This is a genomic window from Picosynechococcus sp. PCC 11901, from assembly GCF_005577135.1.
Lineage (GTDB): Bacteria > Cyanobacteriota > Cyanobacteriia > Cyanobacteriales > MRBY01 > MRBY01.
The window spans coordinates 2,016,679-2,041,663 of the sequence record NZ_CP040360.1 but is presented as its reverse complement, the minus strand read 5'-3'; the positions used below and the strand labels follow the sequence as shown (position 1 = coordinate 2,041,663).

The 24,985-nt window shown below is 49.4% G+C and carries 25 protein-coding genes; 8 read left to right on the top strand and 17 right to left on the bottom strand.

The features are described from left to right. Nucleotides 1-50: 50 nt before the first annotated feature. The gene (locus FEK30_RS10865; RefSeq protein WP_030006543.1) at nucleotides 51-932 is read left to right on the top strand and encodes an ABC transporter permease; all 882 of its coding nucleotides are present in this window, start codon (nucleotides 51-53) and stop codon (nucleotides 930-932) included. 67 nt (nucleotides 933-999) lie between these two features. On the opposite strand, the gene FEK30_RS10860 is transcribed toward FEK30_RS10865, so the two are convergent. Together FEK30_RS10860 and FEK30_RS10855 are read right to left on the bottom strand one after the other, a co-directional pair. Then, a complete protein-coding gene (locus FEK30_RS10860) occupies nucleotides 1,000-2,124 on the bottom strand; it encodes a TMEM43 family protein (RefSeq protein ID WP_255447858.1) in 1,125 nt (374 codons plus the stop codon). A gap of 167 nt (nucleotides 2,125-2,291) precedes the next feature. Further along, nucleotides 2,292-3,085, bottom strand: a protein-coding gene (locus FEK30_RS10855) for an IS5 family transposase (protein ID WP_138072138.1) whose coding sequence is annotated in 2 segments (ribosomal slippage) — nucleotides 2,292-2,752 and nucleotides 2,752-3,085 — 795 coding nt in all. Because the reading frame shifts where the segments join, the coding sequence is not laid out codon by codon here. A gap of 275 nt (nucleotides 3,086-3,360) precedes the next feature. Between FEK30_RS10855 and FEK30_RS10850 the strand changes: the two genes are divergently transcribed. Further along, nucleotides 3,361-4,512, top strand: a complete 1,152-nt coding sequence (locus tag FEK30_RS10850) for a pyridoxal-phosphate-dependent aminotransferase family protein (protein ID WP_138073193.1) — start codon at nucleotides 3,361-3,363, stop codon at nucleotides 4,510-4,512. A gap of 175 nt (nucleotides 4,513-4,687) precedes the next feature. Further along, nucleotides 4,688-5,707, top strand: a complete 1,020-nt coding sequence (locus tag FEK30_RS10845; protein WP_138073192.1) for a methyltransferase — start codon at nucleotides 4,688-4,690, stop codon at nucleotides 5,705-5,707. Nucleotides 5,708-5,834: 127 nt separating this feature from the next. On the opposite strand, the gene FEK30_RS10840 is transcribed toward FEK30_RS10845, so the two are convergent. From FEK30_RS10840 to FEK30_RS16900, 5 genes are all read right to left on the bottom strand, one after another. After that, complete coding sequence (locus FEK30_RS10840; RefSeq protein WP_099237567.1) at nucleotides 5,835-6,776, bottom strand: DUF1517 domain-containing protein; 942 nt, start codon at nucleotides 6,774-6,776, stop codon at nucleotides 5,835-5,837. 84 nt (nucleotides 6,777-6,860) lie between these two features. Continuing rightward, the gene (locus tag FEK30_RS10835; protein WP_255447857.1) at nucleotides 6,861-7,436 is read right to left on the bottom strand and encodes a hypothetical protein; all 576 of its coding nucleotides are present in this window, start codon (nucleotides 7,434-7,436) and stop codon (nucleotides 6,861-6,863) included. 5 nt (nucleotides 7,437-7,441) lie between these two features. After that, a complete protein-coding gene (locus FEK30_RS10830) occupies nucleotides 7,442-8,077 on the bottom strand; it encodes a ParA family protein (RefSeq protein WP_012306948.1) in 636 nt (211 codons plus the stop codon). A gap of 106 nt (nucleotides 8,078-8,183) precedes the next feature. Continuing rightward, nucleotides 8,184-8,927 carry a nucleotidyl transferase AbiEii/AbiGii toxin family protein gene (locus FEK30_RS10825; RefSeq protein ID WP_220094720.1) on the bottom strand — a complete coding sequence of 248 codons (744 nt, stop codon included), beginning with the start codon at nucleotides 8,925-8,927 and terminating at the stop codon, nucleotides 8,184-8,186. Then, nucleotides 8,924-9,157 (bottom strand): hypothetical protein, encoded by a 234-nt coding sequence (locus FEK30_RS16900; protein WP_062433740.1) that lies wholly within the window; start codon nucleotides 9,155-9,157, stop codon nucleotides 8,924-8,926. The genes FEK30_RS10825 and FEK30_RS16900 overlap by 4 nt, the downstream gene beginning before the upstream one ends. An 81-nt stretch (nucleotides 9,158-9,238) precedes the next feature. Between FEK30_RS16900 and FEK30_RS10820 the strand changes: the two genes are divergently transcribed. After that, nucleotides 9,239-11,941, top strand: a complete 2,703-nt coding sequence (locus tag FEK30_RS10820; RefSeq protein WP_138073190.1) for a CBS domain-containing protein — start codon at nucleotides 9,239-9,241, stop codon at nucleotides 11,939-11,941. On the opposite strand, the gene FEK30_RS10815 is transcribed toward FEK30_RS10820, so the two are convergent. The 4 genes from FEK30_RS10815 to FEK30_RS10800 all read right to left on the bottom strand — a co-directional run bounded on the left by FEK30_RS10815 (nucleotide 11,942) and on the right by FEK30_RS10800 (nucleotide 15,033). After that, nucleotides 11,942-12,418: a cupin domain-containing protein gene (locus FEK30_RS10815; protein ID WP_138073189.1), complete on the bottom strand. Its 477-nt coding sequence runs from the start codon at nucleotides 12,416-12,418 to the stop codon at nucleotides 11,942-11,944. Nucleotides 12,419-12,502: 84 nt separating this feature from the next. Next, nucleotides 12,503-12,883, bottom strand: coding sequence for a HEPN domain-containing protein (locus tag FEK30_RS10810; RefSeq protein ID WP_138073188.1), 381 nt, complete (start codon nucleotides 12,881-12,883; stop codon nucleotides 12,503-12,505). Beyond that, nucleotides 12,880-13,203, bottom strand: coding sequence for a nucleotidyltransferase domain-containing protein (locus FEK30_RS10805; RefSeq protein WP_138073187.1), 324 nt, complete (start codon nucleotides 13,201-13,203; stop codon nucleotides 12,880-12,882). The genes FEK30_RS10810 and FEK30_RS10805 overlap by 4 nt, the downstream gene beginning before the upstream one ends. Before the next feature lie 99 nt (nucleotides 13,204-13,302). Then, nucleotides 13,303-15,033: a diflavin flavoprotein gene (locus FEK30_RS10800; RefSeq protein WP_138073186.1), complete on the bottom strand. Its 1,731-nt coding sequence runs from the start codon at nucleotides 15,031-15,033 to the stop codon at nucleotides 13,303-13,305. A 118-nt stretch (nucleotides 15,034-15,151) separates the two neighbouring features. Between FEK30_RS10800 and chrA the strand changes: the two genes are divergently transcribed. After that, nucleotides 15,152-16,294: a chromate efflux transporter gene (gene chrA / locus FEK30_RS10795; protein WP_138073185.1), complete on the top strand. Its 1,143-nt coding sequence runs from the start codon at nucleotides 15,152-15,154 to the stop codon at nucleotides 16,292-16,294. 10 nt (nucleotides 16,295-16,304) lie between these two features. On the opposite strand, the gene FEK30_RS10790 is transcribed toward chrA, so the two are convergent. Continuing rightward, nucleotides 16,305-16,535 carry a hypothetical protein gene (locus FEK30_RS10790; RefSeq protein WP_065711658.1) on the bottom strand — a complete coding sequence of 77 codons (231 nt, stop codon included), beginning with the start codon at nucleotides 16,533-16,535 and terminating at the stop codon, nucleotides 16,305-16,307. Between the two features lie 109 nt (nucleotides 16,536-16,644). Then, nucleotides 16,645-16,794 carry a BrnT family toxin gene (locus FEK30_RS16895; RefSeq protein ID WP_220094719.1) on the bottom strand — a complete coding sequence of 50 codons (150 nt, stop codon included), beginning with the start codon at nucleotides 16,792-16,794 and terminating at the stop codon, nucleotides 16,645-16,647. A gap of 148 nt (nucleotides 16,795-16,942) precedes the next feature. Here FEK30_RS16895 and ureA point away from each other — a divergent pair, with 148 nt between their 5' ends. The 3 genes from ureA to FEK30_RS10770 all read left to right on the top strand — a co-directional run bounded on the left by ureA (nucleotide 16,943) and on the right by FEK30_RS10770 (nucleotide 18,748). After that, nucleotides 16,943-17,245, top strand: a complete 303-nt coding sequence (ureA, locus tag FEK30_RS10780) for an urease subunit gamma (RefSeq protein WP_012306939.1) — start codon at nucleotides 16,943-16,945, stop codon at nucleotides 17,243-17,245. Nucleotides 17,246-17,403: 158 nt separating this feature from the next. After that, entirely contained in the window at nucleotides 17,404-18,051 is a 648-nt protein-coding gene (locus FEK30_RS10775) for a MotA/TolQ/ExbB proton channel family protein (protein ID WP_012306938.1), read from the top strand. Next, on the top strand, nucleotides 18,041-18,748 hold the full coding sequence (locus tag FEK30_RS10770; RefSeq protein ID WP_138073184.1) for an ExbD/TolR family protein: 708 nt from the start codon (nucleotides 18,041-18,043) through the stop codon (nucleotides 18,746-18,748). Before FEK30_RS10775 ends, FEK30_RS10770 begins: the two co-directional genes overlap by 11 nt. Here the strand turns inward: FEK30_RS10770 and tmk are convergent. From tmk to FEK30_RS10750, 4 genes are all read right to left on the bottom strand, one after another. After that, on the bottom strand, nucleotides 18,702-19,361 hold the full coding sequence (tmk, locus tag FEK30_RS10765; protein ID WP_138073183.1) for a dTMP kinase: 660 nt from the start codon (nucleotides 19,359-19,361) through the stop codon (nucleotides 18,702-18,704). The two genes, FEK30_RS10770 and tmk, sit on opposite strands and share 47 nt — an antisense overlap. Next, the gene (locus tag FEK30_RS10760; RefSeq protein WP_138073182.1) at nucleotides 19,361-20,611 is read right to left on the bottom strand and encodes an FAD-dependent oxidoreductase; all 1,251 of its coding nucleotides are present in this window, start codon (nucleotides 20,609-20,611) and stop codon (nucleotides 19,361-19,363) included. The genes tmk and FEK30_RS10760 overlap by 1 nt, the downstream gene beginning before the upstream one ends. A gap of 20 nt (nucleotides 20,612-20,631) precedes the next feature. Next, the gene (locus tag FEK30_RS10755) at nucleotides 20,632-22,860 is read right to left on the bottom strand and encodes a molybdopterin oxidoreductase family protein (protein WP_138073181.1); all 2,229 of its coding nucleotides are present in this window, start codon (nucleotides 22,858-22,860) and stop codon (nucleotides 20,632-20,634) included. Between the two features lie 207 nt (nucleotides 22,861-23,067). Continuing rightward, nucleotides 23,068-24,672 carry an MFS transporter gene (locus tag FEK30_RS10750; RefSeq protein WP_065710572.1) on the bottom strand — a complete coding sequence of 535 codons (1,605 nt, stop codon included), beginning with the start codon at nucleotides 24,670-24,672 and terminating at the stop codon, nucleotides 23,068-23,070. Nucleotides 24,673-24,985: the final 313 nt, after the last annotated feature.

Here is a 24,985-nt window from a genome sequence, read left to right as displayed (position 1 = left end):
TGAGAAAAGAGCCAAAATCTGCGCCTATTTGGTGACGCGAAACAACCGTTATGAGTCAATCTATCTTTACGCCCAACTCGATTCTGTCCCCCACCGCTAAGGTCAACGTCTCTGAGAGCAATGGCTGGCAGGATTTTTTTCAGGAAACGGTGGCCCTCACCCAACGGCTGGTGATTCAACTGCAACGGCGACCGACGACCTTGGTGGCAGGGATTATTCAACCGTTTATGTGGCTGATTTTGTTTGGGGCCTTGTTTTATAAAGCGCCCCAAGGACTGTTTGGCAACGACATCAACTATGCCCAATTTCTCGCCCCAGGGATTATCGTGTTTACGGCCTTTTCCGGGGCATTGAATGCAGGTTTACCCGTGATGTTTGACCGGGAATTTGGCTTTTTAAACCGGCTTTTGGTGGCTCCTTTAGCGACGCGCTATTCCATCGTGGCGGCTTCGACGATTTACATCATGGGCCTGACCTTGATCCAAACGGCGGTGATTGTCGGGGCTAGTGCTTTATTGGGGGCAGGTTTACCCAGTGCCTTGGGTCTGGGGGCGATCGCCTTGGTGGTGTTTTTAATCGTCTTGGCGGTAACAGCCCTCAGTTTGGGCTTGGCCTTTGCCCTGCCAGGACATATTGAATTGATCGCCGTGATTTTTGTGGTGAATTTGCCCCTGCTATTTGCCAGTACCGCTTTAGCGCCCTTGGATTTTATGGCGAACTGGTTGCAGCTTGTCGCGAGCTTAAACCCTTTGACCTATGCCATTGAGCCGATTCGCTATTTGTATATGCACAGTGATTGGACATTCCAGAGTGTGGTCTTCAGTGCCCCCTGGGGAAATTTAAACTTTGGGGCCGTGCTCGGAATTTTGACGGGCTTTGGGGCGATCGCCTTGGCGACCATTCAACCGCTCCTCAAGCGTCGTTTGGGCTAATTGCTACAAAAAAAGGAACGACCGCCGTTCCCAAATCTTTTTAAATTCTTGCTTGACCAGGGAGAACCTAAGCCAGTTGATCCTTGGTCTTTTTACGTTTTGTCCAGCGGTAGACAATGAAGCCACAGAGACCGAGGGCGAGGAAAATCATGATCGGGCTGTGAAGAATAATCGACACAATGATCGTTAACCCAGACAAAATCGCCGCCACAATGAACGTGGCAAACCCTGTGGCGGTGCGGGTTAAATCTCCTAAAAAGGGAATGACATCTAGGACAACACCGAGGGGTTCTACCACCAGATTCAGACCAATCCACATTAGCAAAAAGCCCCCAAACCGTAGGCCCCAGGTGATCAGCTTGTGTTGGTTTGCTAGGTTGGCGATCGCCTGGTCACGGGTACCGGGAAAGAGTCGATAAAAAGTCACATTTTTCCGGCCTTGGTGGGGCGTGAGTTGGTTACTGCTGACCAAATCACCGAAGACCGTCGCTTGAATATTTTTGTTTAGGGCTTGATAACTGAGGCGCAGATCGCCAATTTCTGGGCTGCCAAGGCTACCTGTCCCAAAAAATAAATAGCTGCCGTTGAGTTTGTTTTTTGATTCTGCCGGGATCTGGGCCGCCGTTAAATTAACGGGTTGGTTGATGGGAAACTGCAATTGATTTACATCCAGTTGATAATCACCCACCTGGGCCTGGGAAACCCGCAGTTCTTGACTCTCGATGCTTTTGGCTGGATTATTATGGCCCGTTGGATTCTTAAAACGAGAGGAATCATCGGGATTTTCGGCCCACTCCTTGGCGTAGGTATAGGTCGTCGTTTTCGTTTCTGAACCCCCGGCATTTTTCTTGGTGGTGGTGCGGCTATTTTCTTCCCAGGCATACATCTCTGTTTTGCGCCGGAGGGCGATGTATTCACCGGGTTCTAAATAGGGGCGATCGCCGAGGGTTTCTGGGCTGCTTAGGTTACCCGTAATTGATACAAAACTATTGGCTTTTACCGTGGTGGTGCCGGTGGCGGGAATTTCGGTGGCTGTGGCCGCAATTTTCGAGAGGTCTACCCGGCCTTCATTCCAGTAGAGCACCCCAAAGGACGCTAAAAAGAGAACAACCCCTAGGAAAATTCCCACAAGCGAATTGCCGAGGCGCTGAAAATACCCCGTTGTTTTTTGTTCAACAAATTGGTCACTCATTGGCTTTGGAACAGTACAAAACATTGCCTTTCTATCCACCTCAGCCGAGGGAAAGCTTTCGGTTAATCGGTGAATTAAGGTGCTTTCAGGATATAACTTGAGCCTCGTTTTTTTGGACTTTGTGACGCTTCTCAATCATCCTTAGAGACCATTTATAAAGTAAATCTTTAGGAAACTAGCCGACGCAACATCAGACGACTCATGGAAGCATAAATCCCTGCCTCCGACACTTCTGATAATTGCTCATAGTCTTTACTAAGGCGACGATAATAATTCAACCAACCAAATGTACGTTCAACAATCCAACGCTTCGGGAGTACCATGAATTCTTTACTGTTTCTACTAATCACTTCCACCTTGGCTTGCACCATTAACCAGAGACTTAAGGCAAAGCGTCCTCCTCGATATCCAGCATCTACCCACATCAACCGCAATCGCTTCAACATCTGCTGTTGCTGCTCCCTTAGCTCCATCACTGCAGCAAGGGCAAAGGTTCGTTCTGAGCTATTTCCCTCGGAGACTATCACTTTGTAAAGTAACCCTAAACTGTCGACTAGCAAGTTTCTCCGTCTTCCTTTGACCTGTTTCCCGCCATCGAAGCCATAGACATCGCCCTTTTTTCTGTCGTCTTGACCGATTGGCTATCGGCAATCAGGACGCTAGGTTCTGGGGTTTTCCCCACTGCTTGACGGCAGCGAGTCCGCAAAGCATGGTTGATGTTTTCCCAAACTCCCTGCCTCTGCCATTTGCGATAGTAGTAGTACACCGTGGAGGAGGGAGGAAAGTCCTTGGGCAGATAGGCCCATTGACAACCGGTTTTGAGGAGATAGAAAATCCCATTGCAGACCTGTCGCATATCAGTAGTACGTGGATGACCGCCGGACTTTGGAGCAGGAATCAAGGGTTCTAGTAAAGCCCATTCTGCATCGGTCAGGTCACTGGGGTAAGAAGCTTGAGACATTGGTGCTATTCTCCTGTGTCGTTACGCTTATGCTTGACCTTAACGACTTCACGGGCAAAAATCCTGTTCTCTTTATCTTTACTTTATAAACACCCTCTTAACGTTTTCCGTTGCTGCTCTGCGAAACTTTTGCTTTTCGTGAACAAATAGACAGCATCTCAGTGGCTTGATCTGGGCGATCGCATAGGATAGGATTTAGCTTTTGCGGAACGTCCCTAGACTTTTGGGGATTAACGGCATTTTCAATCACGGTCTAAGCGAAGGACAAACACACCATGGAAGACAAACATATGCTGATGATTCCCGGCCCGACCCCTGTGCCGGAGCAGGTTTTGCTAGCAATGGCCAAACACCCCATCGGTCACCGGAGCGCCCAGTTTAGCGAAATCATGGCCGAGGTCACTGCGCAACTCAAATGGCTCTTCCAAACTCAGAACGATGTGTATTGCCTCGCCGCTAGCGGTACCGGCGCGATGGAAGCGGGTTTGATCAACTTCATTAATGCGGGCGATAAAGTCCTCGTCGGCGATAACGGTAAATTTGGTGAACGTTGGGCGATCGTCTGTGAAACCTACGGCATGGACGTAGAACGGGTCAAAGCCCCTTGGGGTGAAGCCCTCGATCCTGAAGTTTTCCGCGCCAAACTCGAAGCCGACACCGCCAAAGAAATCAAAGCCATTGTCGTCACCCACTCAGAAACTTCTACTGGCGTCCTTAACGACCTCGAAACCATCAGCCGTTACGTCAAAGCCCACGGGGCCTTGATGATTGTCGATGCGGTGACTAGCCTAGGGGCCTGCAATGTCCCCACCGATGCATGGGGCCTTGATGTGGTCGCCTCCGGTTCCCAGAAAGGCTTTATGATTCCGCCGGGCTTGGGCTTTGTTTCCGTCAGCGATAAAGCTTGGGCGGCCTACGAAAACGCAAAAATTCCCCGTTTCTACTTTGATCTCAAGGCTGCGAAAAAGAATTTAGCGAAAAACACCACCCCCTTTACGCCCCCGGTGAATTTAATCTTTGCGCTCCAGGCAGCCCTGGGGATGATGCAACGGGAAGGCTTAGAGAATATTTTTGCCCGCCACCAACGTTTAACCGATGCCACTCGGGCCGCAGTCAAGGCTTTGGGCCTAAAGACCTTTGCCCCCGATGGGAATGCCAGTACAGCGGTGACTGCCGTTGATCCTGCCCCCATTGGCGCAGAAGATATCCGCAAGGCGATGCGCACAAACTTTGATATTGCCCTCGCGGGTGGCCAGGATGATTACAAAGGAAAAATCTTCCGCATTGGTCACCTAGGCTTTGTCCATGACCGAGATGTGATTACGGCGATCGCCGCCCTCGAAGCAACTCTCCAAGGGTTGGGTCACGGTGATTTTGAGTCTGGGGCTGGGGTGAAAGCGGCCGCTGCGGTGTTCCAAAACGCCTAGAACGATTAACTTTCTAAACTTCACACTGGAATTTTCGCCCCTGGTCTGTAGTGCCGGGGGCGAATTTTTTGGCGAGATCCCGTTTCGTGAACAAATCCTACAGGATGGCTAGGGACAGGGACAGAATTTCTAAAATTGCAGTGATTTCCTTACTTAAATCAGGATTTTTCACGCTATGGAACCGCCAACCCTCCCTCTCCATACCCAATTGCTCCAAATGGCCTCTGGCTATTGGCTTTCCCAGTGCATTTATGTGGCGGCAAAATTGGCGATCGCCGATCACCTCAAAGCCGGAGAACAATCTTGCCGTGCGTTAGCCCACCTCACCGAAACAGACGAAACAGCTTTGTATCGCATTCTCCGGGCCTTGGCCAGTGTGGGTATTTTCCAAGAAACAGCCCCCCAAACCTTTGCCCTGACACCGCTAGCCGATTTTCTCCGCAGTGATCATCCCCGATCCATGCGAGGTTCTGTGGTGATGTTGGGGGAACCAGAGCATTACGAAGCCTGGAGTAATATTCTCCACAGCGTTAAAACCGGTGAACCTGCCTTTGACCATCGCTATGGCCAGGGGGTGTTTGAATATTTCGGTAATCATCCAGAAGCGGCGGCGATTTTTGAAGAGGCGATGAACAGTTTCTCCAGGAATGAAGAGCCGGAAATTTTGGCCCATTATGATTTTTCTGCTTTTTCAACCATCGTTGATGTGGGTGGGGGCTACGGGGAATTGCTCGGCAGCATTTTGGCGAAATATCCCCAATTACAAGGTATTTTGTTCGATGAAGATTATGTAGTGGATAATGCGGCACCAACGTTAAACCGCCATGGGGTCGGCGATCGCTGTCAACGAATTGGCGGCAGTTTCTTTAACAAAATTCCTGCTGGGGGCGATGCCTATCTGCTCAAACACATTATTCACGATTGGGGTGATGACCAGGCGATCGCCATTTTGCAAAATTGTCGCGCTGTGCTGCCGGATGACGGCAAAATCTTGATCTGTGAAGCGGTGGTTCTAGAGGGAAATCAACCTAGTGGCGCAAAAATGCTCGATATCAATATGCTGGTGATGTGTCCCGGTGGCAAAGAACGCACCGCCGCTGAGTTTGAAACCCTGTTGGCAGCGGCGGACTTAAAACTGACGCGCATTGTTAGAACCACCGAAGAAATTTGCGTCATCGAAGCCTGTAAAGCTTAACAAAACCAATTCACTCAAGAGGAGATTGCTAGGGCAAATTTCTATAGAAATCAAAAAAATCCCCTGTATTGAGGGGATTCTTTAAATCGCCATGATTTGCGTTGAATTGCTTTAGATTTTGGTCTAGTTATACAAGATTAATGTCGGGGTAGTAGGTCAAAATATCGTCAGTGCTGAGGGTGTCACCAATCGCTTGGGGCGTCCATAAAACCTCAAGGGCCAAAAGGCGATCGCCACCGAGGGCACCAATTTGCCGGATTGCTTGTTCGAGGGATTGGGAATCAGTCACTTTCGGTAAATCCACTTTTCCCATGGCCCCAGCGATAATCGTTACCATGATGTATTCGTTTGGTGTGCCGTCACTTTTGACCAAATCAGCACTTGCACTCTTCCCAGCCACATCCCGTTCGTTGTCAACGTTACTAAGGGTCTCGGCGGTAAATTTACTCCGTTCGTTCAGAGCCAATTGATTAAACTTGGCTTCGGCAGCATCAACCCCAGCTTCAAGGGATTCGCTCGCGCCATAGACCCAATATTCTGGGTGGCGCAACAGGGCAAGGGTTGATTCTTGAAGAACCTTGGCGCGTCCGGCGGGGGTTCCGGTATCAGCGGTGCTCGCCAGGCGATTTAGATCCTGCTGGAGATCCCGTGCTTGGGCCAACAGCCCCACCTGTACCTTTGCCACAGAAATTTTGCTACTGGGGGCAGAGTAACCGAGACTGTCGCCCTCATTCATGCCACCCCCCATCACGTTCTGGAAGGTGCGGACAAGGAAGCCGGCGATCGCCAACATAATGAAAAGACCGAAAATGCCGCTAAAACCACCGAATCCGAAGAAAGGCAGCAGGAAGGGGAACCCAAATCCACCCCCAAATCCGTAGCCATAGCCACCCCCAACGGGAGCCCGTCGTGCTGGGCCAGGGGAAAAACTGCGGCTAGGGGCACTGCGAAAGGAACCGCCACCAATACGTCCTCCACTGCGGGCCGCCCAAGCATTATCCGCTGGGGTAAAGATCAGGGTAAAGGCCAAGACAATGGCGATCGCCCCATAAAAAAACCGTTTAATCATGATTGAGTTGTTAAATGTGCTGCGTAAAAATCCTGAGATCTATTCTATCAAGCCCCAGAATTCCGAGCATTGGCGGTTTTTCCCCTAATCAAACCAACCGATTTCCTCATCCGGGATGCTGGAGGGGGGCTGATCGGGAAATTGCAAATTTGCTTGGTAACTGGCAATGCGGGCCAGTACAAGGGCGCGGTCTTCCTCAACGGTGCGTTCTATGGCGGCTTCTTTTTCCGTCTGTTGCGCTTCGAGGCTCTGGATTTGACCGTATAACTTTTCGACGAGGCCCCGTTGTGCGTCTAATTCTTGTTCGAGCTTTGTCTTTTCAGAAGAATCTGCTTCGAGGGTCTTAATGGTTTTCTCGGCATTGGCGATCGCCTTTTGTTGGGCGGCAATTTTTTCTTCCAGGGCTTTTACTTCCCTCGCCAAGGTTTCCTTCTCCGTGAGCAATGTTTGATCAACAGAATCTGTCACGACCGTTTCCTGTTGGGCGTAGAGGGTTTCAATGTGGGCCAGTAATTGCGCCTTCGTCATCCGGGAAAGGGCCGTTGGTGAAGGTTTCTCCGGTGTATCATTAACCACTGTTTCGGGGGCAGCAGCCTTGGTTTTGTCCTGCTTTGCCTCCTGCCGTAACAAGTCCGATAAATTTTGTTTGCTGCTAGCCATAACCGTTAAGTCCAATCTCGTTGCAGTTCATCCGCGACACGACGATAATCCGTTTCCGCATCCTTAGCCTTTTTACCACGCATTTGGGTCATGGGAACGCCTGCGAGGACAGCTTGCTCATGGGCTTTATAACTGCGCACAAAGGCATGGCACACCGGAATCCCTAACTCAATCAAGGTATTTTGGGCATCAATGCTCTCCCGGAGGCTGCGGCTATCGACTTTTGTCAGGAGCACTCGGTGACTAATTTCAACGGGGTTAATAGCCGTTTGCACTGTTTCAATTAAGGCGCTTAAGTCCATCGGCGCTGGTGGTGTCGGCAAGATCACATAGTCCGCAATCCGGAGGACGGTCTTGAGGGCCTGCGATCGCAAGGCCGGAGGGGTATCAACCACGATCAAGTCATAGCCTTTAATCTGTCGGAGATTTTGAAGTAAATCTGGTTGATGTTCTCTACTGACATCCAGTTGCCATTCATCGGGGTTACGGTCTACCCACCAAGAGGCCGATCCCTGGGGATCGCTATCCACCAAGAGAACCTGCTGTTTTTCGGCAAAAATGGCCGCAAGGTTAACGGCGGTTGTTGTTTTACCAACGCCCCCTTTACCATTTACAACTGCTAAAATCCGCTGGGATGCCACGATAGATTCGTTTTTTGCTTATTAGCCTTGATTTATGGTGAGACATTATAGCGGCTCTGTTCCCACTCCCTAGTAAATGCAACGTTTCTTGAGGGAGCAGTGACGATCAAAAAGGCGATCGCTCTTCCCAATATGTTCTGGTGGTAGGGGCAAGTTCTAGATCAGCACTGAGCAAATCCAGGCCATCAATCACATCGGGCCAAAAGTCTCGTTTTATTTGAAGACTTTCAAAACATTGCTGGCGATAATCAGGGTTTGTTTGAAAGGATTTAATCGCATCACCCAGGGGACGGAGCACTTCATAGGCATTTTCTGCTTTGGCGATCGCCTCGCGGGAAAGCCCTGTGTGTAACCGTAAAACAGCCAAATCGATTAGATCGCGGGATTCAACGCTTCTATCCATGTAGCGATCAGCATTTGCTAATAATTTACTGGTTAAACAGTCGTTCAAACTCAGACAAGGGACAGGGGACCACAGAGGGAAGCGCGGCTCATCCAGTTCAAAACGGACTTCAGCAATGATTTCTAATTTAATCGGCACTTGATTGATTTCTACCAATAATCGCACGCCATACTGATCAGTGGTTGCTCGTCTAATTGTTAACGAAGAATTTTTATTTAAAAATAAACCTTGGTCCCCTGTCTGATATAAATGGGTACGCAGTTTTTTGTAACCTTGGGAAGTAACAGAGCAGATAAGATCAATGTCTTTACTCCAGCGATATTCTTTCATATCTAAAGCGAGAAGTGTTCCACCACCAAAATAAGCCTGACAATCGAGTAATAATTTTGGATCAAGGGATTTGAGAATTTCTAAAATGTAATTATGGTGGAGGATTTTAAACTTCACAGCTGAGCCTGGAGCCAGGAATGATATTGTTTTGCAAGACGTTGGACAAACTCCAACTCTTCTCCTTGAGGAGGCTGAAAAATATCTTTATAACGCCAACCTCGTTCATACCGTGACAGCATTTGTTGGGGTGTGAATCGATAAACATCTTCTGTTTGCCAGCAAATCGCCTCTAAAAATGGCAAATATTGAGGATGATCAAGATTTTGAGATCGGGTTTCTTTGGCCATAGCTTAAGTAAGAAACATGACTCATAATGTTATTTTAATCACAGTATAGCCTACCCAAAATATTCCTTTCCCTGCAATTTTATGGATGTTATTCTCTGTCACCAAACCGTTGATTTTGATGCCCTGGGGGCGGCGATCGGCTTGGCATATTTGCGGGTTGGGGCGCGGGTCGTGCTGACTGGCGGCGCACATCCAGGGGTAAAGCGGTTTCTCGCTCTCTATCGGGGGGAGTTTCCGTTTATTGAGATGCGCTCGGTGCACCCGGAGCAGTTGCGGACGATTATGGTGGTGGACAATCAGCAGCGACAACGGCTGGGTAAGGCCCAGGAATGGCTAGATCGACCCCAGGTGAAGCAGATCGAAGTTTATGATCATCACCTTGATCAGGAGCGAGATATTCCGGCGACCTACGTGGAAATTGAAGATGTGGGGGCAACGACGACGATTATTGCCGAAAAATTGCAGGTGCGGGGGGTAGAACTCGATCCCTATACGGCGACGGTGATGGCCTTGGGGATTCATGTGGATACGGGGTCACTCACCTTTGACCAAACAACGGTGCGGGATGCCCAGGCTTTGACGTGGCTAATGGGTCAGGGTGCCATGGTGAAAATTATTGCGGAGTATGCTGAACCCGGTTTTTCGCCTTTGGTGCAACATTTATTTTCGGAGGCGATCGCCAACCTGGAGCGGGAAAATATTGATGGCCATCGGGTAGCGCGAGTCTTGTTAAAAACAGCGAGTTTTGTGCCGGGACTATCGAATCTCGTCGAGCAGATGATGCAGATGACGGATCTCGATGCGCTGTTACTGGGTCATTTTTATCATCAGACCGATGCGGAAGGGAAAATGGTGATCATTGGGCGATCGCGGATTGTGGGGACAAGCCTAAATCGACTGTTTGCCCCCTATGGTGGCGGTGGTCACGATCAAGCTGCATCCCTAAGCTTGCGCCTCAACAAACCAGAGGCAATGTTACACAAAATCTATGCTGAATTCATTGCCCAGGTGCCCCCTGCCCTGACGGCGCGGGATTTAATGACGGCCCCTGTGCGCACGATTTTGCCCCAAACTTCCATCGAGGAAGCCCAGCGGGTGTTGTTTCGCTACGGCCATTCCGGGTTAGTGGTGGTGGATGATCAGCAACAACTGGTTGGGGTCATTTCGCGGCGGGATCTCGATTTGGCGATTCACCATGGCTTTCACCATGCCCCCGTTAAGGGTTATATGAGTCGAGAGGTGCGCACGATCCAGCCAGACACGACCATGCGCGACATTGAAACGATTATGGTGACGGACGATGTGGGGCGATTACCGGTGATCGAGGGTGATCAACTTTTGGGCATTGTGACGCGGACGGATGTTTTGCGACAACATCACCAGGACGAGCAGCCTCTTGATCTGTTACCCACCCCCAAGGATGACAAAAATCGCTATCCTTTGCGGGAAATTTTTGCGGAACGGCTGGCCCCTTCCCTGTGGCAGTTATTGCAGGGGGTGGCAACGGAAGCCGAAAAACGGGGCTGGCATTTGTACCTCGTCGGTGGAGCGGTGAGGGACGTATTGCTGTCAGATTCCGACGAAGAATTACTACTCCAGGATATTGATCTGGTGGTGGATGGTTTCCATACGGCGGCGGATGTGGGGGCCGGGGTAACGCTGGCAAACTATATTTGCGATCGCCAACCGAACGCGCGGTTATCGGTGCATGGGGAATTCCAAACGGCGGCGATTTTGTGGCATAAAGATCCGGTGTTGGGTTCCCTATGGCTGGACATTGCCACGGCCCGGACGGAGTTTTATCCCTATCCAGCGGCGAATCCAGAAGTGGAAGCGAGTTCGATTCGACAGGATTTGTATCGGCGCGATTTTTCGATCAATGCCCTCTGTTTACGATTGACGGAACCCCGGTCGGGGGAATTGCTGGACTTTTTTGGGGGGCTTTGGGATCTCAAAAAACGGCAAATTCGGGTGCTCCATGCCAACAGTTTCATCGAAGACCCGACGCGTATCTATCGGGCGGTGCGGTTTGCGGTGCGGTTAAATTTTCAGCTAGAAGTGCAGACGGAGGAATATATTCGCTATGCGATCGCCTCTGGCATTTACGACAAATTGCACCACGAAAAACCCCAGGCCCCAGCACTCACGACGCGATTAAGGGCGGAATTAAAATATCTTTTAACAGCAAAATATTGGAAGCCCGCATTACAATTGTTGGACGATCTGGGTGCTTTGAAATGTATCCATAAAAATCTGGCTTTAACAGATGCGGTTTGGTGGCAAATTCGCTGTGTGGATCGTTGGTTACGCTATCATGACCCCGATTATGAATTGGAACATTGGCGTCTTCGCCTGGAAGCTTTGTTGTTAAATTTGACCACAGCAGAACGCTTAAAAGTGGGCGATCGCCTGCAATTACCAAAGGATAGTTTGCAACGGTTAGAGACAATTTCCCAGCATGAAGCGCAAATTTTGCCCAAACTTTTCCAGACCACAAAGCTGAGTGAAAAAGTCTTTGCCCTTAAGCATTTATCCTTGCCAGAAATTATCTTGCTAGCCGCTATCAGCCCGAAAAAAATGCGTCACGATTTATGGCATTATCTCCGCCGCTGGCAATTTATCCAAGCACCCCTTAATGGTTTTGATTTAAAAGAATTAGGCTATAAACCAGGGCCACAATTTCGCGATATTTTATCAGATCTCCTCAAACAAACCCTCGACCAAAACATTGGCGATCGCCCCTCTGCTTTAGCTTATTTAGAAACCCACTATCCTCTCAATTAACTATTCTTCCATGAGGATTGCTTTTGGTTCCCCGACGGTCAACAGAGAAGTGGCGAGCAAAATAACTGGGTCAGGGGTTTCATTTTGGCCAAAATGTACCATTCCCTCGGATTCTGTTACCGCATCCCCAGGTTTGAGGAGGGTTTTTTGTCCCGCTGTTAAGGTTTCTTTTGTGCCATCCGTGCGGGTAATAAGTGCCGTGCCTTCGATCACTGCATAGGTCAACAAGCCAAATTCCACCCGGGCGATTTGCAAACCAGGATGGATGTGGGGTGGCAGGGTCGCAAAAGGGGGAATTTCATAACGCACCAACTCCAAAATTTGATTGGGAGCTGCTTCCGGCAACCCTTCAGCTAGAACAGTGCGAGTGACGGTTTGGGTATATTGATTTTTGGATTCTGATTCAGCTGGAGCCGCTGGGGAGACAGAAAAACAGCTACAGAGCAGGAATGAAGAAAGAAAATAATGGGGTTTCACAGCGAACGGAACTCACTTTTGTTAAAAGACGATAGTTGCAGTGTAAAAGTCCCTTTGGCGATCGCTTTCTAGGCAACATAATTCTTAAAATTCTTTGAAATAATCCCTAGCAAAAGTAAGAAATTTTGTAGCATTTTCAATTTGTTGATTCGCTTGATATTCAGAAATTGCCTGAAATTTTCCATAGTCACCTGTCTGTCGAAGAGACTGGGCATCAATAAAAAAACGATGAAATTCCCGTGGCACTTTACCTAATTTAGCAAAATCCCGACCAAAAGCAGAAATCACAGCAGCATGACTCGAAAAAGTTTTTGCTTCTCCTTCTAAAAAAGCTTCGGCTAAGTAAAACATTGTGTAGTAAGCTCGCGAAACCGAATAATCAAAGTATTGATTGTCTCGTAATAATTTGGCTGCTTCTAAACTTTCAGCTGCCTTACTCATTAAGTTTTGCTGCTGGCAATTCACAAATAAATACCTTCTCGCTGAATATTCCGAATTAGAGCACTCCGATGTTTTTCAAAATATTCATTGTCCATAAAAATACGGTTGATTAAGATGTCATATTCTAAGCAGATATCGGCAATTATGGCGCTAGTTTTTTCTAATTCTTGATCCAAATCAAAATTGTGTTTTAAAACAATGGCAATGTCAATGTCTGAGTCTTCTTTTGCCGTATTTTTCGCCTGTGACCCGAATAGGATTAAGTCTTTGAGTTCTGGCCCATAGATTCTTTCGAGAGAGTCTCGCAGTCGTTCAAGAATAGCACTAAGATCGGGATGAACCATGGCGATCGCCTGCAATGTTTACTGTTTTATTTTAATCCAAGAAAAAAAGGAGTAATCAAAAACGAATACTCCCCTGTAAAAGTTAGAAATTCAAGTTAGTTAGTAATAATTACCCACTTTGCGGTGGTGAACAGCAGTTAAACCATCGGGGTTGGAGACGCGACCCGCAGCGACTTTGCTATACACAATCCAGTGATCGCTACATTCCATCCGACTGACCACTTCGCATTCGAGGTAGGCCAGGGCATCATTCAAAATCGGGGAACCGTTTTTCGCGGTTTGCACTTTTACCCCTTCAAAGCGGTCTGCGCCGGGGGGAAAACGCTTGAGGAAATGTTTCATCAAAGGTTGGTATTTCCCTTCCTCGAGGATATTCAACACAAAGCGATCGCCCACTTGCATCAGGGATTCAATCGCTCGGTCTTTTGCTACGGCTACCGTAAAACCGGGGGGTTCAAAACTGGCTTGGGTCACCCAGGAGGCGACCATTGCCCCTTTCATGTCGCCTTTCTGGGCGGTGATGATGTACAGGCCGCCACTGATGCGTCCCATCGCTTTATCGAGTTCAGTATCGATATTTTTCCGTTGTTTGAGCTTTTCTTTTTGGGTGAGCAATTGGCCGAGGTCAGTACCAGATTCTTCACAGAGCTGATAAAGACCTTCGCTGGGTTCATCCTTGACGCGGATCGAATCAAAAGCTTTGGTCAAGCCAGCATCCCGGAAGCGCATCAGCAACGGATCAATGGGTTCGTCGTTGCCGCCGTAGGATTCAAATAGTCCGACGACTTGTTTGTCCTTTGAGGCGGCGAGAATGGTGCCCACGGCTTTGCTTAATTCGGCGTTGTAGGCGCTGTCGATGGGGGGCATGCCGATCACTAGCCCTGCGGCGCGACCAACAATTTCGTGGACATCCTGGGGATCTGCGACTTTGAGATCGACCATTTCTACGGCAACCCCGGCTTTGGTAATCCCCTTGGCGATCGCCTGGGAAATACGGTCACTGTAGCCATAATCGGAGACATAGAATACCGCCGCCATCTTATCGCCCTTGGTTTGGGCCTCACTCCACTGGCGATACCATTCCATCATTTCCTTAGTGTTGTGCTTCAGCAGGGGGCCATGGCCATTGGCAACTAAGGAGATTTCCCCGTCGAGCTTGTCCACCCGTTTCATCGCACTGAGAACGGAGCGGGCGTTGGGAGCCATCAAACATTCGTAGTAAAAACGGTAATCCGGTGTGATCGCCTGGAGATCCTCGTCGTAGGTAGCATCAGAACAATAGTGCATCCCAAAGGCATCGCAGGTAAACAGAATTTCGCTCGCCGGATCGTAGGTAAAAATCGTGTCGGGCCAGTGGAGGTTCGGTGCACTGACAAATTCAAGGTTGTGACCGTTGCCTAAATCGAGGCGATCGCCACTTTTCACTTCGATAAATTCAAAGGGATCGTGTACCAAATCCTTAAGGAACTTAATCGCAATTTTTGCGCCGACCACCACTGCTTGGGGGGCAATTTTCAAAACATCTTTAACGAGGCCACTGTGATCCGGCTCTGTGTGACTAATGATCAGGTAATCAATGGTTTTCGGGTCAATTTCGCCGGTGAGCGCATCGAGGTATCGCTGCCGAAACTTCGCGTGGGAAGTATCCACAAGGGCAACTTTTTCGCCCCGGATGATGTAGGAATTGTAGGTGGTGCCATTTTGCAAGCCGAATTCGATGTCAAAGCGATCACGGTCCCAGTCCAGTGAACGAATCGTTGTGGTGTTGTCGTTAACCTTTTCTGTCTGGATCGTTAACCGCTTTTCGGTTTTAATTGGCGTAGCAACCATAGGTAACCCTCCTACACTGTGATGCAATAGTCATCTTTCACTTATTGTGGCACGAATTTATTAGGGGTTGTGGCCTAGGCAGAGGGGGAAATGATTAAACATTTCGATAACATTCATCATGGCGCAATGGTCTGAACTGCGGGAGATTTCTCGATTATTTTTGCGATTAGGTTTTACGGCGTTTGGCGGCCCTGTGGCTCACATTGCGATGATGCACGACGAGGTGGTAAAAAAACGCCACTGGCTCACGGAACAGGAATTTCTCGACATTCTCGGCGCAACAAATTTAATTCCTGGCCCCAATTCTACGGAAATGGCAATCCACCTCAGTTTTAAGCGCGCCGGTTGGTGGGGTTTGCTCATGGGAGGCCTTAGTTTTACGGCTCCGGCGGTGGGTTTAATGCTGCTCTGTGCGATCGCCTATCAGCAGTTTGGCACAACACCCCAGGGGACATGGCTGCTCTATGGGGTCAAACCAGTGGCGATCGCCATTATTGCCCAGGCCCTATGGAAGCTTGGGAAAAAGGCAATTAAAGATAGATTTGGGATCGGCTTAGCGGTATTTAATGTGGTGCTATCCCTGGTCGGTCTCCATGAACTGTGGTTGTTGTTTCTGAGTGGCTTCATTGGCCTAGGGAAAAAACTGGGAGGCCAATGGCTAAAAACAAAACAAACCCGTAGCATTGTTCCCGCTCCGTTTCTGTTGCTATTAAATGGCACCCCTGCAAATTTCAGTTTGGGCTGGCTTTTTTTAATGTTTCTTAAGGTGGGGGCGGTGCTCTATGGCAGTGGCTACGTCCTCGTGGCTTTTTTGCGGGCAGATTTTGTGGAGCGCCTCGGTTGGCTGACGGATCAACAACTCCTCGATGCGATCGCCATTGGTCAAATCACCCCAGGGCCTTTATCTTCGACGGCGACGTTTATCGGCTATTTGCTCGGCGGAGTGCCAGGGGCCGGGGTTGCCACCTTGGGGATGTTCCTCCCTTCTTTTCTCTTTGTGGCGATTCTCAATCCAATTTTGCCGAAACTGCTCCAGGCCAAATCATTCCGGGCCTTTCTCGATGGGGTGAATATTGGTGCGCTGAGTCTCATGACCGTTGTCACCGTGTTTCTGGCGCAATCTTCTTTAGTTGATCCTCTGACCATTGGGGTGGCGATCGCCGCTTTATTCCTCTTGACCAAATACAAAATCAATTCTCTCTGGCTGGTCTTAGGTGGAATGGCGATCGGGTTACTGGCCCCCTTTGTCGTGGCGCAATAGTTTCAAAACCTTACTGGTGTTGTCTCGCATAGGCATCCACAAGATTACGAATCATCGCTTGGTAGGAAGCGTTGTGGCGTTTTGCTTCTTGTTTAAAAAATTCAATGCTTTCCTGGGTAAATTCCATCGTCACCCGCACATGGTTTTTCTTGGGAATCAATTCCTCCGGTGCCGGTAAAAAATCTCTCACCACAGTAACTTCACCAATCGGTTTAGCGGGATCCGGCGTGATATTGCTCATAAAATTTTCTCCATTGACGCCATTCAGCAGCACCAAAAATACGAATAACCTGATGGCGATAGGTAAACCGCACCGTCAAAATACGCTCTTCTACTTTACCAATGCAGAACTATCGCTCTTCCACCTCGCTATGCTGAGCATCATGGACAATTAAACGACGGGGATCAAAGAAAGCATATTGGGCCGTTTCAAAATCAACACCATGTTTTGCTTTGTTACTAATATTCCGTTGATGATGCCACTCAAACGATGAGTACATATAGCTTTACACATTTTTATCCATATTACTTTACTGATTAGCTCAGAAAAAATAAAAAGTTCTCGACCTGATTACTGGGGTAGTGGGTTTGAATTTAGGGGAGTCAAGGTAGACTAAAATCACATTCATCTGCGTATCAGTCCAAACCATGCAACTCTCGCCCCAGGAAAAAGACAAGCTGCTCATTTTCACGGCCTTTTTAGTGGCGGAACGCCGGAAAAATAAAGGACTCAAGCTCAACTATCCTGAAGCGGTGGCCTACATTTCAGGCTTAATCCTCGAAGGGGCAAGGGAAGGTAAACTGGTCGCCGAACTGATGAGCGAAGGACAGACTTGGCTGACCCGTGATGATGTCATGGCCGGGGTCGCCGAAATGGTGGATGAAGTACAGGTAGAAGCGACTTTTCCCGACGGGACAAAACTGGTAACGATCCACAATCCGATCCAATAATCAAAAAATCCAGAAACTTCCCTAAAAATTTCTGCCCTCCAACAGACGAATAAAACACCATTAAAAACCTTAGAATTGGAGCAGTCTTTTTTTTGGTGTGACCGGAGTGAGGTGCCTCGGTGAATGTTCTAGATATCCTAAACCGTGGGGGGCCAGCGATGTGGCCCTTGGTACTCTTGTCGATTATGGCTCTGAGTACGATTATTGAGCGGCTTTGGTTTTGGTGGAAAGTGATCCAACAAAGCCAGCGGGTCCAGGACAAAATTTTGGATGCGGCCCATTACCAATGGCAAGCGGTGAGTGAAATTGCCCGCACCTGCCAAAAACATCCCCTTGGTCGCTTTCTCTATGCTCCTTTGAAGCAACAGGCTACCGACCCAGAAATTTTTCACTTGGCCCTTGAAGCGGCGGCAGACGAAGAATTGGCCAATATGCGTCGCGGTGAAAAGGTCTTAGAAGCAGTCATTGCCCTCTCGCCTTTGTTGGGACTCCTGGGAACTGTTTTGGGCTTAATCAACTCCTTAGGATCAATCCAATTGAGTGATTTAGGTACAGATTCGACCACGGGGGTGACCTTGGGGATCAGTGAGTCGCTCTTTTCAACGGCGATGGGTTTGATCGTCGCGATTGTGGCCTTGGCTTTTTACCGTTTGTTCCAAGCGCTTTCGAGCAATCAGGTGCGCCTTTTCCGTCAAGCGGGCAGTGAACTAGAAATGCTCTATCGCCAAAATTATCTCGAAGGATTACCTGCTTCTGTTGACAATGTAGATGCAATGCTCATTGAAGGAGACCAAAATGAAGCGTGAGCCAATTAAGCCAGAAACTTTGGGTTTAAGGCCGTTCCAACTCTGGCAAGAAAATTCTGCGCCGGATCTGCGCATCGAAATTATTCCGCTGATCGATGTGATTTTTTGTGTGCTGACCTTTTTTATCCTGGCGGCAGTGAATTTATCGCGACAGCAAGCGATTAACTTAAATTTGCCTGTGGCGGAGAGCGCAACGACCCAAATGCCCGATATGGTCATTGTGAGTTTGACGGACTTTGGGCAAATCTATGTGGAAAAACAACTGATTGAGACCCAGGCTCAATTTTCACAAATTGTTGAGGATTATTTAGGGCGCAATCCTAATGGTGTCGTTGTGCTCAATGCGTCGGAAAAGCGGCCCTATCAGGAAGTGATTCAGGTTTTAGATTGGCTCAAATCCATTGGTGGCGAACGGGTCGCCTTGGGTACAGGCGCAGGCATCCAGGGGGAACAGGCCCTTGATTCTTTCTTTGAGGGCCAACAAACTCCGGGCTTGAATCCAGGTACGCCGACAATTCCCCAGGTGCCGGGAGTCAATCCGAATAATGATTTTCAGCTTGAGCCCCTCGACAGTGGCACGCCATTGCCGCCGCCCAATGGGAATGGGTTTGATTTGGAGTTGCAGCCCCTAGAGGAGTTCGGGACGCCACCTAGTCCGACCCAGATTCAGGAGCAGTTACAAAATAATCAGCAATAGTCTGAAGAATTTTCTGGTGGATGGTTTCAGGGGGTTGGGTGGCGTCGAGTTGTTGCCAATTCCCTGGATAGGTTTGAAAAATTTGTTGATAGTTTTGGCGCACTTGGGTAAGTTTGGTTTTGGTTTCGTAGATTTCTTGGTGCGATCGCCTTTGGACGCGCTCTAGGGCCACCTCCACGGGAAGATCGAAGTAAAACACCAGATCGGGATTGGGAAAATCTTGATTGAGACGGTAAATAAATTCGTATTCGGCGGCATTGCTGGCGTTGTAGGCGAGGGAAGAAAAATAATAGCGGGTCGTAATCACCTGGATCCCAGCGGCAAGTTGTTTGAAGACGCCGTCAATTTCGTTGTAAAGGTGATCATGGCGATCGCCAGCGAAGAGATAGGCCAGTTGCCGATTTAGTTGGGTTGGATCGGTGGTAAAGCGCAGCCGTTGCCGCAGAGTTTCTCGAACGAGGTTGCCGATAATGCCATTGGAGGGTTCGGGACTGAGGACGGCGGGGATCTTTTGTCGCTGAAAATATTGGTACAAAAGCTCGGCTTGGGTTGAACTACCGGAACCGTCAATCCCTTCAAAAACGATAAATTTTGCCTGGGTTTTACGCTGCATCACCACACCATCTCCGCCAAAAGGCCCGCATTTTCTAGGAGATTGTCCCATGTCTGGAAAGGTTTTTTAGTTTGAATCAAATCACGGCAATGGTAAATCAGTTTGCCGGAGCGATCGCCGAGGATGGTGGCCCCCAACAGTTGATCCTGGCCATCGAGCCACAATTTGAGCGTTAAGTCTTGGGGAAATTGCAGTTGATCAACGCGATCGATCATTAGAGTCTTACTCAGGATTTTTGCGTCGGGGGGCAGATTTTGACCTTGGGCACCCACATGATCAAAAGGTAGCGGTTCAAACAAACGATAGGGAATTTCGCCGTAGACACAGGGCATTTTCCGGCGCTGGGCCATATTGTTCACGAGGGTTGTCGCTTCGGCGATCGCCAATTCCGGCAAAGCATAACCGCCAAGCACTGGCCCGACCCCATAAATATTGCTGCGGGGCGTTCTAAGCTCAGGATCAACCCGTAGCCACATCTGGGGCGGCTGACAAAAATCGGGGGGCAAATTCAGTTGCGTCGTTAAACCCCGGCGCTCTTTGGCCCAAATGACGGCTTTATTTTCCTGGTTAAAAAGGTCTGGGATGATCCCAAACTGGAGCGTTACCCCCGCCACTTCGAGGCAAGTCTGTAACCGTTGGACGCAGTCAGGATCTTCCGTGGGCAATAGGCTTTTTTCGCTAGTTAACGTGACTGTTTTTCCCAATTTTGCGAGGCAGTAGGCAAGGGTAAGGCAATAGGGATCGTGACCGACAAGGACAATTTTTTCTGGCAGGGTGCGCCAAATTTCTGGATTTAAGAGGTCAGTGGGGCTTAAAAAGCCATCCTGGGGAGGGGTAACCCAAGTGGTGCCCGTGGCGATCGCATAATGTTTGCTTTGGAGGCGACGGGTTGCGGTGACAAAACAGGTGCTGGGTTTCCAGACAAAATTGCCCATTTCTGGAATCACATCAACGCCCGCTTCTGCCAGACGTGCCAAGGGTTCATAGAAATCATCAGGGGCGATCGCCCCCTTGACCCAAGCGGCAATATCCATTGGTTGAGATTGTTCGGCTAGGTGTAGCAAGGTTTTTTCGAGGGCGAGTACCTGTTGATCCTGGAGTGGCTCCCCTGTTTGCTGCACTAAAGCAACTTTTTTACCAGAGGCGATCGCCCGTTTTGCCGTTGCGATGCCGGCCCCCGTTGCCCCAATCACCACCAAGTCGTAGTCCACTGCCATACCAACCCCAATCACGTTCAAAAGGGATATCATAACCCAGGTTTCGGATCGTCCTAAAGCTGCTGCAATACAGGCTCGGCTGTCGCTTTTTCCTGGGGAACAGGGCCGGTGATTTTTTGCACATTCACGGCACAGGCTTTTAATTCCGGCTGTAATGAATCGGGACAGGCTTCGGCGTGGCTCAGGGCATTAGCTTCGGTATCTTCTCCCCACAAAGCGCCCCAGTGCATCGGCGCAAAAACGGTGCCAGGGGTGATATTTTTCGTGATCAGCGCTGGAAATCGGGCCATACCGCGCGGCGATCGCACTTCCACCATTTCCCCATCGGTAATGCTGAGACGGTCTGCATCGCGGGGGTGAATTTCCAGGAAAGGATTTGGGTGCATTTTTTGGATTTTTTTGATTCGTCCCGTGCGGGTCATCGTATGCCAATGGCCATAAAGTCGTCCAATGGTCAGCACAAAAGGATAGTCGGTGTTTGGCGGCTCTGCCAGACCCCGGGAGTGGTACGCCGCAAATCTGGCCCGGCCATCGGGGGTATGGAACCGTCGGTCGGTGTAAAGCCGTTTGCCCTTGAGGGGTTCGTCCTGGTGGAATAATTTTTGCAATAAACCCCGGTTGTCAGCTGTTGTTTCTGGATCGCTCTTGGTCTCACCAGCGGGACAGGGCCATTGGATCGGCCCTTCGGTGGCCAAACGTTGGTGACTTAGCCCCGTCATATCACAGGGGCGATCGCCCGTGAGCTGCACGAATTCGGCGTAAACCTCTGCTGAAGATACCGCCCGGAACTGTTGCTGAAATCCGAGGCGGCGTCCTACCTCGGCGAAAATCTCCCAATCAGCCCAGGCTTCACCGGGGCGATCGCGGAACTGGGGACAATAGGTCACAACTCGCTCCGAATTGGTCATTGCGCCTGTTTTCTCGCCCCACTGCAACGCTGGCAAGAGGAGATGGGCGTAGTTCGATGTTTCCGTGGGGTAATAGGCATCCTGGCAAATGGTAAAAGGGGATTTTAACAATGCGGCCTTGGTGCGTTCCAAGTCGGGCATACTCACCGCTGGATTCGTCGCCACCACCCACAACAAACCCACTGTTCCCCTGTCTAGCCCCTCGATCATTGCCCAGGCATCTTTTCCGGGTAGTGGAGAAATGGTTCCTGGGGGTAATTGCCAGGCTTTTTCTAAGGTGGCGCGGTGCTCTGGATTTTTGACGAGGCGATATCCCGGCAGTAAATGGGCCAGTCCCCCCGCTTCTCTGCCCCCCATGGCATTGGGTTGACCCGTGAGGGAAAAAGGCCCGGCCCCCGGCTTGCCAATTTCTCCGGTCATTAGGTGCAAATTAATTAGGGTGCGTACCTTGGCTGTACCCTCGGCGGATTGGTTCATCCCCATCGACCACAGGGACAGAACATTGTCCGCATTGGCCCAATATTTTGCGGCTTGTTCGAGGTGATCAATGCGAATCCCACAGCGTCGGGCCACCGTTTCGGGAGTATAGCTCTGGATGAGCATCGCATATTTAGAAAAGCCCTTGGTACATTCATCGATGAAGAGGGTATCGATTTTGCCCCATTTCAGTAACAGATGCGCAATGCCGTTGAGTAAATCAATATCGGTGCCGGGTTTGATCGCCAGGTGGAGATCGGCCACTTCGGCGGTTTTGGTGCGGCGGGGATCAACGACAATTAATTTTGCTTTAGAGCGTTTGTGGTGTTCGCGTAGGCGGTTAAACACAATCGGGTGACATTCGGCGGTATTGCTGCCGATAATAAAGGCGCAATCGGTTAATTCTAGGTCTTCGTAGCAGGGGGGCGGCCCATCGGCCCCAAAGCTCTGGATATAGCCCGCCACGGCGGAGGACATACAAAGGCGGGAGTTGGCATCGAAATTGTTGGTACCGAGGCAGCCCTTGAGGAGTTTTTGGGCAGTGTAATAGTCTTCGGTTTGGAGTTGTCCGGAGCCATACATGGCAATGCCTTCAACGCCGAGGGTTGCCTTTACCGTTTTGATCTGTTCCACGATTAGCTCAAAGGCGTCATCCCAACTAATGCGCTGGAATTGATCCTGTAGCGATCGCCGATACATGGGGTAAAGTAAGCGGTCTTGATCGAGGGATTCGGCAATGGTCGCGCCTTTAACACAGACTTTACCGAGGCTGGATGGATGTTGGCGATCGCCCATGACTTTGAGGGTGGGTTGTTCATTTTTGATCACCTCAGAAACTTCGAGGCCACAACCAACACCACAATAGGGACAAAGGGTTTTCGTTTTGCGTTGATCCATTGCTAAACCGCTAACTTTAAGACTTCAATAATAGAGTTAAAAAATGCCAGAAAATTAAATGGCATTAGTTAAGGAAAAAATCCCCTGGGGCGATGATCAAGAGAGACTTACCATGGCCCCAAAGCGCGTAATAGAAAAAACCTGTAAAACGCCATTACTTGCCATGACTTTTGTTTTACAGGTTGTGCCTAAACTAATCTCAAAAACCTAATAGGTTGCTTCTTCCTCAACGGGAGGAGTCGCTGTCATTTCCGTTTCGCCTTCATGGAACTCAGCAAAGGAACCCTTGGGTTCTTTGAGGAAAAAAGCACAGAGGAAAGCAACAATTAAACCCGTAATCCCCAACACTTGGAAGAAACCGGCATTCACCGCTGCCATCACGGGTTCGCCCCCATTGGCCCCTGCCGAAGCTTCGGTGAGCAACAATAGCACTGTCAAATAGGCTACTGCTCCCACATTGCCGTAGGCGCCAACGTTTCCTGCAATTTGTCCGGTAATGCGTCGTTTGACGAGGGGAACAATCGCAAAGGTTGAACCCTCTGCGGCTTGCACAAAGAAAGAACAGGCCATCGTTAACAAAACGGCGATCGCCAAGGGCCAAGTCCCCGCCACCGAACTCATCAGGAGATAACCAATCCCCATACCCACCGTGAGGACAACCATTGTCCATTTCCGGCTGCCCATCTTATCGGAGATCAAGCCTCCCCCTGGGCGAGACATCAAGTTCATAAACGCATAGCTAGAAGCAATAATCCCCGCCGTTGCCTTGTCTAAACTAAAGGTGCCTTCAAAGAAAGCCGGCAACATGGTCACCACCGCAAGCTCAGAACCGAAATTCACAATATAGGTCAGTTCTAAAATGGCCACTTGGCTAAAGTCATAGCGGTCTTCCGGGGCATAGCGTTTTTTCCCGGTCATTAAGTCCTTATTCACAGTCCAGCAGTTGTAGGTCTGGAACAGGTAGAGGCCCACTAGCGCCAGGATGGCGATCGCCAAGCCAGTGCCATTTAAAAAATTCACCTTTTGCAAACGCCAAGCCAGCACCATCAAAATCAGGGTCAAAGGCAAATTCATGGCCAACAGGAACCAGAAATCCTTCTTGGTGGTGACTTCCATGCCCCGGGCGCTCTTCGGGCGGTGGTACGTTTTCCCAGGGGGGGTATCACTCACGCTGAAGTAATACAACATCCCATACAAAGCCGCGATAATCCCTGTACCGGCGATCGCCGCCCGCCAATTCAAAATAGCCGTATTAAATTCCGGGAAAAAGAGAATCTTAAAACTTTCCGGCTGGCCGAAATTAAACGCACCAGGGAGGAAGGCCAAAATGATCCCAAAAATCACCATGGTAAAGGCCGAAAATGCCGAGCCAAAGTTACCCCAGCCCCCGTAAATGCCTTCTGCCGTACCCACATCTTTGGGGGGAAACCATTCTGCGACCATCCGAATCCCGATCACAAAACCAGCCCCAACAATCCCCATTAAGAGGCGTCCTAATACCAGTTGATTAAAGCTCTGGGCCGTCGCGAAAATTAAACAGGGAACCGCAGCGTAGATCAACAATAATGAGTAGGTTAACCGGGGGCCGTATTTATCTAACAGCATGCCGATAATGATCCGTGCGGGCACCGTCAAAGCAACATTACACAACCCGATTGTGCCTAGTTGAGCGTTGTCTAAGCCAAAGTCCTGGGCGATGGTGGTTGCGAAAGGTGGAAAATTAAACCACACCACGAACGACAGGAAAAAAGCAAACCAGGTCATGTGCAGGATCTTATACCTGCCATTAAATGACCACATTTCTCCAAGCATTGTTTACCATCCTAAAAAGAGTATTCTCAAGCTGCAGGTCAGACTGTCAATTTTCGACCTTATGGGAGTTCGAACTAATCAATTAATTATGAATATCAAGAAAATAAACGAGGAAATTATTCTTTCCCATTGTGAGGAGACCAATATTATTTGATTCCGACAATTGTTTATTTTCCTGCTGATAGTTCGAATGGCCTAAAAATCTCTCGCCACCGCAAGAAGTTGTGATAAAGAATCACATTCTTTCTTCGCTAAATTCGTAACCGCTGATACTCTTTATGGGGATCGATGCGCTTTTGGGATGACAAGGGGC